The 13544-nt window shown below is 48.6% G+C and carries 12 protein-coding genes; 9 read left to right on the top strand and 3 right to left on the bottom strand.

Annotated elements, in window-relative coordinates; translation table 11 throughout:
- Window positions 1-4: 4 nt before the first annotated feature.
- A complete protein-coding gene (gene icmF, locus L6442_RS17505; protein WP_212980980.1) occupies window positions 5-3286 on the top strand; it encodes a fused isobutyryl-CoA mutase/GTPase IcmF in 3282 nt (1093 codons plus the stop codon).
- A gap of 183 nt (window positions 3287-3469) precedes the next feature.
- Here the strand turns inward: icmF and L6442_RS17500 are convergent, their stop codons facing one another.
- Window positions 3470-3550, bottom strand: a complete 81-nt coding sequence (locus L6442_RS17500) for a hypothetical protein (RefSeq protein ID WP_237100398.1) — start codon at window positions 3548-3550, stop codon at window positions 3470-3472.
- 267 nt (window positions 3551-3817) lie between these two features.
- On the opposite strand from L6442_RS17500, the gene L6442_RS17495 reads away from it, so the two are divergent.
- The 8 genes from L6442_RS17495 to L6442_RS17460 all read left to right on the top strand — a co-directional run bounded on the left by L6442_RS17495 (window position 3818) and on the right by L6442_RS17460 (window position 11745).
- Window positions 3818-4399, top strand: coding sequence for a TetR/AcrR family transcriptional regulator (locus L6442_RS17495; RefSeq protein WP_212981032.1), 582 nt, complete (start codon window positions 3818-3820; stop codon window positions 4397-4399).
- Between the two features lie 57 nt (window positions 4400-4456).
- The gene (locus L6442_RS17490; RefSeq protein ID WP_212980981.1) at window positions 4457-5275 is read left to right on the top strand and encodes a transporter substrate-binding domain-containing protein; all 819 of its coding nucleotides are present in this window, start codon (window positions 4457-4459) and stop codon (window positions 5273-5275) included.
- Window positions 5276-5302: 27 nt separating this feature from the next.
- Window positions 5303-5947 carry an amino acid ABC transporter permease gene (locus L6442_RS17485; protein ID WP_212980982.1) on the top strand — a complete coding sequence of 215 codons (645 nt, stop codon included), beginning with the start codon at window positions 5303-5305 and terminating at the stop codon, window positions 5945-5947.
- 15 nt (window positions 5948-5962) lie between these two features.
- Complete coding sequence (locus L6442_RS17480; RefSeq protein ID WP_212980983.1) at window positions 5963-6721, top strand: amino acid ABC transporter ATP-binding protein; 759 nt, start codon at window positions 5963-5965, stop codon at window positions 6719-6721.
- A 27-nt stretch (window positions 6722-6748) separates the two neighbouring features.
- Window positions 6749-7963, top strand: coding sequence for a M24 family metallopeptidase (locus tag L6442_RS17475; RefSeq protein WP_212980984.1), 1215 nt, complete (start codon window positions 6749-6751; stop codon window positions 7961-7963).
- A gap of 297 nt (window positions 7964-8260) precedes the next feature.
- Complete coding sequence (locus L6442_RS17470) at window positions 8261-9169, top strand: EamA family transporter (protein ID WP_212980985.1); 909 nt, start codon at window positions 8261-8263, stop codon at window positions 9167-9169.
- 47 nt (window positions 9170-9216) lie between these two features.
- Window positions 9217-10125, top strand: coding sequence for a non-hydrolyzing UDP-N-acetylglucosamine 2-epimerase (gene wecB / locus L6442_RS17465; protein WP_212981033.1), 909 nt, complete (start codon window positions 9217-9219; stop codon window positions 10123-10125).
- Window positions 10126-10341: 216 nt separating this feature from the next.
- A complete protein-coding gene (locus L6442_RS17460; RefSeq protein ID WP_212980986.1) occupies window positions 10342-11745 on the top strand; it encodes an erythromycin esterase family protein in 1404 nt (467 codons plus the stop codon).
- 80 nt (window positions 11746-11825) lie between these two features.
- On the opposite strand, the gene L6442_RS17455 is transcribed toward L6442_RS17460, so the two are convergent.
- Window positions 11826-12605 (bottom strand): class I SAM-dependent methyltransferase, encoded by a 780-nt coding sequence (locus L6442_RS17455; protein WP_212980987.1) that lies wholly within the window; start codon window positions 12603-12605, stop codon window positions 11826-11828.
- A 358-nt stretch (window positions 12606-12963) separates the two neighbouring features.
- A complete protein-coding gene (locus L6442_RS17450; RefSeq protein WP_212980988.1) occupies window positions 12964-13359 on the bottom strand; it encodes a hypothetical protein in 396 nt (131 codons plus the stop codon).
- Window positions 13360-13544 lie beyond the last annotated feature (185 nt).

The following is a 13544-nucleotide window of genomic DNA, read 5'->3' as shown; positions in this document are numbered from 1 at the left end:
GCACGTGGAAACTCAGGTTTACCGCCCTGTTTGCAAGGTGCGTTTCGTTACGGCCGCCGGTTTGTTCGACGGACATGACGCGTCGATTAACATCATGAGACGCATACTTCAAGCATCCGGCGCGGAAGTCATCCACTTAGGCCATAACCGTTCCGTCGACGAGGTCGTGAATGCGGCGATTCAGGAAGATGTGCAGGCGATTGCCATCAGCTCGTATCAGGGCGGCCACGTCGAGTATTTGAAGTACATGTACGACTTGCTTCAGAAAGAGGAAGCGGGCCATATTAAAATTTTTGCCGGCGGTGGAGGTGTCATTATCCCCTCGGAGATCAAAGAATTGATGGAATACGGCATCGCCAAAATTTTCTCTCCGGATGACGGACGCAAGCTGGGATTGCAGGGCATGATCAACCATATGCTGCGGGAGTCTGACTTCAAGACGCCGAAACAGATGGATAGCATACAGGAAGGCTTGAAGCGTAAAAACTGGGGAGCGATCGCGAAGTTGATCACTCTTGCGGAGGACAGCGCGGATAAGTCCCGCCTGGATGCGGATTCATCCTTTACGTCGATTATGAAGCAATTGCAAGCGGACATCCCGAAAGTTCCTGTGCTCGGCATCACGGGAACCGGCGGAGCGGGTAAAAGCTCGCTCACCGATGAGCTTGTAAGGCGTTTTCTCGAGCAGTTCCCCGAACGATCGGTCGCCATCATCTCGATCGACCCTTCCAAGATGAAGACTGGGGGCGCACTGCTCGGCGACCGTATCCGTATGAACGCGATTAATAACCCTCGCGTATACATGCGGAGCTTAGCGACGCGCGGATCGAAGACCGAGCTCAGCTCGGCCACGAAGGAAGCGGTCGCCATCGTGAAGGCTGCCGGTTACGATTTCGTCATCGTCGAAACGAGCGGCATCGGACAGGGCGACTCCGGCATCGTCGAGCTTGGCGATGTGTCAATGTATGTGATGACAAGCGAGTTCGGAGCGGCTACGCAGTTGGAAAAAATCGATATGATCGACTATGCCGACTTGATCGTCATCAACAAGTTCGATCGTCGCGGTTCGGAAGACGCGATGCGTGACGTACGGAAACAATTCAAGCGCAGCAGGGAGCTGTTCGACGTGCCGGACGAAGAGCTTCCGGTGTTCGGGACGATCGCGAGCCAATTCAACGACCCGGGCACGAACGTGCTGTTCGCGAATCTGATGCACATCGTCGAGCGCAAAACCGGCGGCAGCTGGTTAGCAGGATACCCTGATAAGGTTCAAAAGGTCACGAAGAAAAACATGATCATCCCGCCGGAGCGCACCGGTTACTTGGGCGAAATCGTACAGACGGTCCGCCAATATAAAAAGGACATGGAAAAGCAAGTTTCGATCGCCCGCAAGCTATTTCAACTGAGGGGCACGAAGAGATTGGCAGAGTCGGAAAACGGGAGCTTGCTGCCGCAAGCGGAGGCGGCCGATTTTATCACGAAGCTGGATGCGATGATCGCCTTGTATGAAACCAAGCTTCTTCCGGAATGCCGGGCCAAGCTGGAAGAGTGGCCGAGGCTCCGCGAAGCGTACCAGCAGGACCAGCTCGTCACCAAGATTCGGGATCAAGAAATCGTCACCGAGCTGTACACCGAAACGTTGTCCGGCAATAAAATTCCGCGCGTCAGCTTGCCGCAATACGAGGATGACGGAGAAATCCTGCGCTGGCTCCTCAAAGAGAACCTGCCCGGCAGCTTCCCCTATACGGCGGGCGTATTCCCGTTCAAGCGGACAAGTGAAGATCCGAAGCGCCAGTTTGCCGGGGAAGGAACGCCGGAGCGAACGAACCGCCGCTTCCATTACTTATGCCAAAACGACGAAGCCAAGCGACTGTCTACCGCCTTCGACAGCGTCACGCTGTACGGACAAGACCCGGATTACCGTCCCGATATTTACGGAAAGATCGGCAACAGCGGCGTCAGCGTATGCACGCTCGACGATATGAAGAAATTGTTTGCCGGCTTCGATCTGTGCCATCCTTCCACGAGCGTATCAATGACGATCAACGGCCCTGCGCCGATGATTTTGGCGATGTTCCTGGGCACAGCGATCGATCAGCAGATTGAAGCGTTCGCCGCGAAAAACGGGCGGCAGCCGAGCGCCACAGAGTACGCATCGATTAAAGCCTACACGCTGCAGACGGTGCGCGGTACAGTTCAAGCGGATATTCTCAAGGAGGATCAGGGGCAGAACACTTGCATTTTCTCAACTGAATTCGCCTTAAAAATGATGGGGGACATCCAGCAGTACTTTGTCGACCATCAGGTGCGCAATTACTATTCAGTCAGCATCAGCGGCTATCATATTGCCGAGGCAGGAGCGAATCCGATATCCCAGCTGGCTTTTACGCTCGCTAACGGCTTTACGTTCGTGGAGTATTATTTAAGTCGCGGCATGCACATCGATAGCTTTGCGCCGAATCTGTCGTTCTTTTTCAGCAATGGCCTCGATCCGGAGTATACCGTTATGGGGCGGGTTGCGCGCCGGATCTGGTCGACGGTCATTAAGGATAAGTACGGCGGCAACGAGCGAAGCCAGAAGCTGAAGTACCATATTCAAACGTCTGGCCGCTCTCTGCACGCGCAAGAGATGGACTTCAACGATATAAGGACGACGCTGCAGGCGCTGATGGCGATCTACGACAACTGTAACTCCCTGCATACGAACGCTTACGATGAAGCGATCACGACGCCGACAGAGGGGTCGGTACGGCGGGCTATGGCCATCCAGATGATCATCAATAAGGAGCTCGGGCTCGCGAAAAACGAAAATTCGCTGCAAGGTTCCTTCATTATCGATGAGCTCACCGACCTTGTAGAGGAGAGCGTGCTCCGCGAATTCCAGCGCATTCATGAGCGCGGAGGCGTATTGGGAGCGATGGAAACCCAGTATCAGCGCGGCAAAATCCAAGAGGAATCGCTCTATTATGAACACAAGAAGCATTCCGGCGAACTGCCGATCATCGGCGTGAACACGTTCGTCAATCCGCATGCCGACGAAACGTCCTACGAAATCGAACTGGCCCGATCGACGGAAGAGGAAAAAGAGACCCAGATTGCCAGCCTTCGCGAATTCTGGTCGAAGCACCAAAACGAATGCGCCGGTGCGCTCGATCGCTTGAAGCAGGTTGCGCTTAAGGGTGGGAACATTTTCGAGGAACTGATGGAAACGGTGCGGGTCGCTTCCTTGGGACAGATCACGAATGCGCTGTACGAGGTGGGCGGGCAATACCGCCGCAATATGTAGAGGTTTTTTCTTTTCAAAGGGTACGGTCCAGGAGATAACGCTAATTGACGAGTCAATGTGGACTCAAAACGCTATTATAATTTGTATGCACATGAATGACAAACACGGAAAGCCGTATGGGGGAAAACCTCAAGTACGATTTGATAAGGAGGGGCAGAAATTCTCTGCCCTCTTTACTCTAGACTAAACATGCCCTCCAGTTTGACCCGACATTGCCATCCCCATTGCTTTTCCTCTCTCTTCTTGCGGGAAAACTTCCGCCAGTAATGCTAATCCAGCCGTACATAGAATTGCCGCAGCGAATCCTTGCAGAAAAACGCGTTAATATAAGCACCCACTAAATACTCCGACTTTATTTGAGTTTTTCAAATAACGGCTCTGCATCGGGAATTTTGCTGCTTGACACAAAGCCGACTTTAAAATATAGTAATCCCATCGGAATTATAATTAACTGACTCGTCAGTCAAGTGAGAGGGGCGATGAGTGCTGGCTGCCACACCCAAACAAGATCCGGAACGCCGGATTCAACTTATCGAAGCTGCTCTGAAGATATTAGCCTGCAAAGGATACCACAGCACGAAAATATCCGATGTGGTCAAAGCTGCAGGCGTGTCGCAAGGAACCTTCTACTGGTATTTTCAGAGCAAAGAACAGCTCGTTTTGGAATTAATTGAAGACGGAAAAGAGAAGCTAATAGAAGTCATAGCACAAGGCTACCGCAAACATGCAGGTACGGAAGACGATATGGTGAGGTCGTCATCGCGGCTGCTCACGCATTTGTTCACATTCGCCGACCGAAACCGGGAGCTGATGGCTCTGCTTCTCATCAAAGGACAAGGCGCCGATACTCCAATACGGGAAGCCGTCTCGCAAACATGGATTGCTTTCGAAGATGCGTTCAAAAGCAACATTCAACGGGCGATGGAGCTAGGCATGCTTCCCCGCACGAATGATCTGCCGCTTCGGGCTAACATACTTGTCTGTTTAATTACGGGCGTATTATCCAAATGGCTGTTTGGACCGATGAATGATGTTGATTTCAAGTCTGTCTATGCTCCGTCTGAAATAGCTGAAGAAACGGCGAAGTTCGAATTCCGGGGACTGCTCGGATAATTTACTTAATTTAATGAAGACCTATACATGGTCATACACAAATGGAGGATGCTATCAATGTCTGTTAAACTGCAAAAATTCGTCAAAGCCACTTTGCTGCTCACTGTTCTCTCCCTTGTACTCGCTGCATGCGGAAGCAAGACGGCCCAAGATGGCGCGAATTCGCTTGAGAAAATCAAAAAGGCCGGAACGATCAGAATCGGGCTTATGGGCACCTATGCTCCGTATAACTTTCTGAATGAAAAACATGAAGTCGACGGTTTCGATGCGGATGTTGCCAAAGAAGTGGCCAAACGTCTCGGCGTGAAGGTGGAATTCATAACCGGTGAATTTTCCGGGCTGATCGAAGGACTTCAAAAGGATAAATACGATGCGCTTGTCAGCCAGGTAACGATTACCGATGACCGGAAAAAAACGATGGACTTTTCGACGCCTTACGTGAAAAATGCCGTGAACGTAATCGTGAAAAGTGATAACACGGCGATTAAAAGCATCGATGATTTCAAGGGTAAAAAGATTGGCGTTGGGCTTGGAACCAACGATGAGAAATATTTGCGCGACGTCGTGATGCCAAAGGTCGGCAATTTCAACATTGCCACGTATAACGATGTCATCACCTCTCTGAAGGATCTGAACGTCGGCCGCATCGATGCAACCATTAATAACGTTTTCGCTATCAAGCCGCTGATTGAAAAAAATCACTTTACGGTAAAGGCGGTCGGAGAGCCGATTAAAGAAGATTTTGCCGGCATCGCAATTCGCAAAAATAACCCTGAACTGCTGGATGCCATCAATAAAGCGCTCGACGAGATGAAAACCGACGGCACATTCAAAGAGATTTTCCATAAATGGTTTGATGTCGATCCTAACATCTAAAGAGTAAGAGGCGGGAGGATTCTGGCAATGGAACTGGTTTTCAAGAACTTCCAATTTCTTTTGACGGGTGCGTATTACACACTGCTGCTTACGGTGGTTCCCATGTTTTTCGGACTCATTATCGGAATCATCGTTGCGATCGCCCGTTTAAAAGGAAATGTGCTCGTTCGCAATCTGGCTAAAGGTTACGTCTCTCTGATTCGGGGTACGCCAATTCTGGTGCAAATTTTCATTGTCTATTACGGACTGCCTGATTTCGGAATAACGCTTGGACCGCTCACGGCGGCCTTCATTTCACTAAGCATTAACGTCGGGGCGTATTTGTCCGAGACGTTCCGCGGTGCCATTTTATCAGTGCCTAATGGACAGTCAGAGGCTGCTTTTTCCCTGGGCTTGACGCCATGGCAAACGATGCGCCGGGTTGTGCTGCCGCAGGCGGCCCGCGTTGCGATCCCGCCGATGGGCAATACGTTCATCGGGATGCTGAAGGAGACGTCGCTTGTATCCATCGTTACCGTAACCGAACTGCTGCGCTCCGCACAACTGCTCGTTGCCCAATATTATGTCGCCATGCCTTTTTTTGTGGCTATTGCTCTGATGTACTGGGTCATGAGCGTGTCTTTCTCTTTCATTCTGAACCGTATCGAGGCCCGTTTAGCAAAAGCATATTAAGGACGTGTGATATACATGATTGAGGTAAACAATCTCGGCAAAAGTTTCGGTGAACTAACTGTATTCAGCGATATCAACCTGCATATCGATTCCGGTGAAATCCTGGTTCTGGTCGGACCGAGCGGTTCCGGCAAAAGCACGCTGCTGCGCTGCTTAAACGGGCTGGAGGTCCCGGATGCAGGATCGATCCGGATTGGGGATGCCTCTTGGGACGCTTCGATGAGCGAGGCAGCCAAAAAGGCGGCGGTGCGGCGAGTACGGACCTTAACCGGCATGGTGTTCCAGTCGTTTAATTTATTTCCCCATATGACCGTACTGGAGAACGTCACTATGGCGCCGATGATGGTGAAAAATATGAATAAAGCCGAGGCAGTCGAAATCGGAGAATCGCTTCTCACCAAAGTCGGGCTGCTGAATAAAAAGGATGAATACCCCTCCCGGTTATCCGGCGGCCAGCAGCAGCGGGTCGCGATTGCCCGGGCTCTCGCCATGCAGCCGCAAATCATGCTGTTCGACGAACCCACATCGGCGCTGGATCCCGAACTGACGGGAGAAGTGCTTGCGGTCATGAAGAAGTTGGCCAGGGAAGGGATGACGATGATCATCGTCACCCATGAAATGAAATTCGCGCGTGAAGTGGCGAATCGGGTTATTTTTATGAGCGAAGGAAAAATTCAGGAAGAAAGTTCGCCGGAGCGGTTTTTCGATCAGCCGCAGACGGAACGGGCCCGCAAATTTTTGCGGCAGCTCGCGAGCGAACCGGAAGCGGAATAGCAAATGCGCTTCGAAGGAGTTGACAAAATGGTTTACGATAAGAAGAAGCATTTGAAAAATGTTGCGGAACGTGCCCGAATGATCATGGAGCGGGAGAACATAGAAGCGATCGTGGCATCAAGCTGCGAAAATTTCTATTACTTGTCTGGGCACCCGAGTACGTTTATGTATACATTGCGCATGAGTGAGGTTGCCCTTGCGGTCATGTTTCGAGATCCATCCCGCAGCACGGTGATCATCATGAATGAATTCGAGGCTGCGGGCATATCGGCAGATTTGCCCGGATGCGAGCTGCGAACGTACCCGACCTGGGTCGACGTTGACGATCCGTTCGGACTCCGAGGCGCGAGATACGAAGGCAAACGGCCTGATAAACATCAAATCCATGAGATGTTCGGGCTGCTGAGCGAGGTTCTGGCTGAGCATGGAATTACCAGCGGCAAGGTAGCCGTGGAGCTAAGCTCCATGAGGTGCCCTGCCGTAAATGCGCTGCGTGAAGCCGTTCCGGGACTTGAACTGACGGAAGCCGGCTTGGTTCTGACTGAGCTGCGGGCGCGCAAGACGCCTTGGGAAATCGATCAGCTGCGCCAAAGCTGTGCTTTTGCCGAAATCGGCATCGCCGAAACGATCAAGGGAATCCGTACCGGCAGCTCGGCGGCCGAGATTGCCGACGCTTTCCGGCTTGCTTTGCTGACCCATGCGGATGGGGCACCATCCCGGTTCCACATGATTTCCGTCGGTGGAAATTTCGCTCCGGCGCATATTTTTGATACTCGTCCGGGGGAACCCGGCGACTTGATCAAATTCGATGTCGGCGTCGATGTTGCCGGTTACGGTTCGGATATCGCCCGCACTTTCGTGCTTGGATCTCCCTCTGACACGGTGAAGCGTATTTACGGCGCACTGCGGGCCGGACATGACCGATTATTGGAACTCATCGAACCGGGCCAGCCGATGAAGCGAGCATTTGACGAAGCCATGCATGTGATCCGCAGCTCAGGCCTTCCCAATTACAACCGCGGTCATCTGGGACATAGCGCAGGTTTGAGTCTCGCGGCCGAAGAAGCCCCGTTCTTGAGCCCATCGGAGGAGGGCGTTTTTCATCCGGGGATGGTTATCTGTTTGGAGACGCCATATTACGGCTATGGCATTGGCGCCATTATGATCGAAGATATGGTGCTTGTTACGGATAACGGCTGCGAGCGGCTGAACAAGCTGTCTCGTGATTTGATTTCGCTGTAGGACCTTGGTCGATAGATCGTTCCTAAAATAATGCTGAGTTATAAAAATGACTTCTGTTACGTTACATAAGAGGTCATTTTTTTGCATTGGCATCACTTGTTTTATGGAAAACGGGGTTGTAGGCGGGTCGGATATGACGGATTGAAGGGATGAGGGCCGCTGTTTTTTTTGTTCATATTCATGCTTGATGACGCAATTTAATCCTACATGCAATGAATCCTGTGGTTGACATCCAGTATCTTGCATCGCCTATAATAATAAAGCTTTAGGCAATAAATTTCAGCAAGGAGTACTGACATGTGGTTTATGTTTGCTTTACTGACCGCTTTTGCTTGGGGAGGTGCGGATCTATTTTACAAAAAAGGCAGCGACAGCGACGACAGGTTCAGCCATATTAAAATCGTCATTATGGTAGGTCTGGTAATGGGGATTCATGCCACGGTTTATATGCTCGTCAAAGGAATAAGCTTCGATCCTATCGATTTATTGCGTTATTCGCCCGTATCCGCACTTTATATTTTATCGATGACGATCGGATATATAGGTTTAAGGTATATGGAATTATCCATCGCTTCGCCTGTGCAAAATTCCTCCGGAGCAGTGACGTCGATCCTGTTGTTCATATTTTTCACCCATAAACTTGGCGTCGTTGAAGTGTTGGGCGTGACGATTATCACTTTGGGCGTGATTGGAATCGCCATCCTGGAGAAAGCTGCTGAACAACGAGCCCTAAAAGCGAGTTCCGAACAAATCGATAAAAAATATCAAATCGGCATGATGGCGATCATGTTTCCGATTTTGTACTGCATCATTGATGGGCTTGGGACTTTTGCCGATGGGATTTATTTGGATGAGCTTAAGCTGATCAGCCAAGATTCGGCCCTGCTCGCATATGAATTCACCTTTTTCTTGTGTGCCGTGCTGGCATATACATACCTGAAATTCGTCAAAAAACAGTCGTTTCATCTCTTCAAAGAACGCGTCAAAGGGTATGCTGCGGTTTGCGAGACGATCGGACAGTTTTTCTACGTATTTGCGATGTTCAGCAACGCCATTATAGCAGCGCCTCTGATTGCTTCCTACAGTATCTTTTCGGTGATCTTATCCCGTATTTTCCTCAAAGAGAGACTAACCAGGACGCAGTATGCGGTGATTGTCCTAGTAATTATCGGGATTGCGCTGCTTGGGATCGCGGATGAACTTTGATTCGAATAGACATTAGAAGCTGCGTGTACCGCGGCTTTTTTTAACATATCAGTATAAACTTCCGGGGTCCCAGCAAAGTAATCGGAATAAGCTTCAAAGGCTACACGTCACTCAGTACTTTTGCTTGGCAAAAGCGCCCCTCTGTAAGAGGCGCCGGACTTCTTTCCGATACTCTTTGTGGGGTTATTTTAGTAGGACGGCTAATTTACCTGAAGCATTCATTCGTTGATGTCGTAACCGATTTATTATTCGCACCTACATCAGTAGGCAAGGATAATCTAATCAAAGAAGGCTATAATAGCGAACATATCTTTATCACAGGGCAAACTGCCGTAGATGCTGCCATATACACCAGCAAGCCGGACTACGAATTTAATGAAACGAAACTGAACAGCTTGATCCAACATGAAGGGAAAATCATCACGGTAACAGCACACCGCAGAGAAAATTATGGATTGCCAATGGAAAAAATGTTTGCTGCCATACGGCGCATTGCCGATGAGCACCCCGATGTCTCCGTCATTTACCCGGTTCATTTAAGCCCAACTGTGCGTGAGATTGCATTCAAAAAGCTTTCAGGTCATGACAGAATACATTTGCTTGATCCGATTGAATACCCTGACATGATTAACCTGATTTCGCGATCCCATCTTATCTTAAGCGACTCTGGCGGTCTTCAGGAAGAAACTCCGGTTTTTAAAAAGCCGCTTGTGTTGATGCGCGATACGACGGAAAGACCGGAGGCTGTTACGGCTAATGCTGTATATTTAGCGGGAACGGAGGAGTCTTCTATTTATGACATAACCGCTCGGCTTCTTAATGATTCAAGTTTATACAATAGGATGGCAAATGCAGGTAATCCCTTTGGGGACGGACAAGCATCAAGGCGTATTGTCGAAATCCTTGCACACCACTTTGGTTTTATTGCGAATCTTCCGGGTGAGTTTGAGGGATAGTCTAAATTATCAAGTTTAATTACTAAGCTGCCGCTAAGTACCTCGGCGGCTTTTTGCTGCTTCACCAACTTAATTACATTTTCAAAATAAACTTTAAACAAACTTTAAACGAAATCTCCCCACATATTAAAGTTCACCTAGTATGCTGAAACTATGAAGATAACAAGACATTCATGGAAGGTGAATCAAATGATCGGTTGGAAAAGGAAATTTGTGATGAGTGCAGCTGCACTGGTTATTGTATCCTCATTATTGTCAGGGGTTGCGGGGGCTGCAGGGAGCAACACCGGTAACAGTAATAAAGCATCTGTAACGGACCAAGGAAACATCGACTTGTGGAAGCAGTGGGTCAAGAAAAATGCGAAGGCCATTGCCATCGCCGCAAAACCGGAGTTGACCGGCAATCGGAACAGCTCAGCGGATTCCTATCCTGATTTGCAATTTCTTAAGTCCCTTCTGAAGGATAAGCGGATGATCAGTCTTGGCGAAGCATCGCATGGCGCATCGGAATATAATTTGGCCAAGGTGCGTTTGGTGAAATTTTTGCATGAACAAATGGGGTACAGTGTACTGGCCTTTGAATCCAATTTGGCGGATGCATCTACTGCGTATGCGCAAATTAATCATGATAAACCGCAAGATACAATGGAAAAATCGATTTTTGGCGTATGGCATGTACAGGAAAATTTGCCGCTATTCGAATATATAGCTGAGCAAAGCAAATCAAAGCATCCGCTGATTTTAACCGGAGTGGATGTGCAGGGGACATCCAATTCGTTTATAACCTTCGTAGAGAAATGGTTTTCAAGTATAGATCAAGGGAAGGCCGCAGATTTTGGAGAAGCGGAACGCTGGTATGTAAAAATGCACTCGTACACTGATCTGAAGCAATTCAACCGCGAACAAACGCAGCTAATCGAAAAATATCGCTTGATCCAGCAATTCGTTAAAGAAAATGAAACGAAGCTGCAGCAAGCCTACCCGGCGAATCCGGAATTGGTTCCGTCGCTCGAACGCGTCCTGCAGAACCGGATCGATATGGTGGATACGTATATAATACATATGGTAAAGCTGTTTGCTCAGATAGAACCGGAAAATCAAATCAAAGAAGCCAGTTATATTCGTGATCAGCAGATGGCCAATAATGCGGCTTGGCTCGCCGAACGTTTATATCCGGATAAAAAAATCATCTTTTGGGGACATAATTACCATGTGCGGAAACATAACTCCACGATGATTACCGAACATGACGGTTTTGATTTTAACAATCATCCTTATCCGACGATGGGGGAGATGCTGCCGTTTTCGCTGAAAAAAGAACATTACGTCATCGGGTTATATGCATATCAGGGAAGCTCCAATTTGAACAATCAAAAAGTCGAGTCCGTTTCTTTACCTCACCAAACAGGCAGCATGGAGGATATTTTAAAGGCGGGGGGACATCCGTTCCAATTCATCGACTTGAGCGGGGCCAAGTTGGAACCGTCAACGTCATGGATGTTTACACCCAGAATCGCTAAAGCATGGGGGAAGTTGGAGGAAAAAATGATCATCCGCGATCAATATGACGGCCTGCTGTTCATCGATACGATTCATCCTTCCAAGCGATCGTCAAAATAGAAATTGCGAAGCCGTCCCATGAGCGGGGCGGCTATTTAAACGTATATTTTCATGTATTCGAGGAAACTTGGGGAAATCCTCTATGTCGCGTGGATGGGTTTCTCGGCAATAACGCGAATTCGCTTGTAGTCGGCATATACAGCATCATCATGCCATAGCTTTGAATTAACCCTCCGGCTCACGATACGGCAGATATGACTGATTTCTCCGGCTGTAAATCCCTGAAAAAAATCATCCCCGAATTGAGCCAACCAACTGAGCAGACCTTGTTCGCCGTCCTGAAGTTTCGTGGGTCTGTCGAAATAATGGGCCAGACGCACCGTGAATCCCTGGCGTTCAAGCAGCGCGCAGTATTCGCCGATACTTGGAAAATACCATGGGTTTCGCGCTGCGGCGTCGATCCCATATTCCTCTGTAAGTACATCGATCATAGCGTCAACAATCGTTTTTACATTATCTTTTCCTCCGAACTCCGCAACAAATCGCCCCCCGGGCCTTAACGCATGACATACACTCTGGATCACCCCATTAGCATCCTTCATCCAATGAAGCGCAGCATTCGAAAATACGGCATCATAAAGCACTTCGGTATGAAACTGCTGCCCATCTGCAATATCGAAATGAAGGGAAGGGTATTTATCTTGTGCTTTGCGGATCATATCCGCGGATGCGTCCACACCATGGACCTTGGCACCCGATAAGGAAATTTCATAGGTAAGGTCACCCGTACCGCAGCCAAGATCCAATATTAGCTCATTCTTTTGAGGATTAAGTAACGTAACGATCTCTTTGCCATACTCCGAAACGAATCCAAGCTTTTGGTCATAAACTTCCGGCTGCCATTGATTGATCGAACTCATCATCATCACTCCCGTTATCGGTATTACGACCATTATCCTTCATTTGATCTTATTAATAAAATATATATAAAATATAGATGTTATAGTTAATACCTATTAACAATCCGATTACTCAGTCCGTATCAGAGCAAAACATGGATGAGCAGCGGAATATTTGAAGATCCGTTTGGAAACCGGCTTGGCATGGACTTTTAGTCTAGATTAGAAGAAGCATTTACATCAAAAAGGACTCTCCCCGGGTCAGGCCGATTGGCCAAGATGCATACGAATGCAGGGAAAGTCCTTTTTCTATCCTTTTGATGAGAGTTTGAACATACAGTTTCTAATATGAAAGGTTTTCGTCTTTATGTACCTTCTGTTAACCGAAGGAAGTGAAGACGCTCTGTTCAACGATTTCTCTGAGTTCCTCCTTATGTGCGGCATACTGTTCAGCGGTAATGTTGCCACTGCGCAGACGTTCATCCAACTGCTGCGTAAGCTGAGCCATCTGGATTTGGATGACACTCGCGATGTTTCCGCCCTGTTCGGACGCAATGTCATTCAGGGACTTGCCTTCATACAAGGATTCATATAATTCCTCATCGGACGATTGATTAAGTGCTTCCAACAGATCATCTTTATCTTTGTCTGCAATGCCAGTCGAAGAAAACTTTGTTGCAGGACTTGCGCTTGTGATGGAGCCGCTTAACGCGGTGCTTCCGAAAGACATAATAACTACCATCGTTCCGACAATCATCACTCGCTTTATGTTCATGGTTAAAATCCTCTTTTCCTAATTTTTAGTGCTTGTCATATGCGATCGTTACGGGAGGTAAGGGTTTCAGCCTAGTCATATTGTAAACAGCCAACCTGAAAGGAACCTTAATTAATCTTTAAGATACTCTAAAATTTGGATGCATTTTTCTTTGACCGGATTACGAAATACTTCAAGGCATTACT

This window comes from Paenibacillus azoreducens, from assembly GCF_021654775.1.
In the GTDB taxonomy this organism is placed as follows: domain Bacteria; phylum Bacillota; class Bacilli; order Paenibacillales; family Paenibacillaceae; genus Paenibacillus_AQ; species Paenibacillus_AQ azoreducens.
Note: the sequence above shows the minus strand (reverse complement) of the source record. Positions and strands in the feature narration are given on the sequence as shown.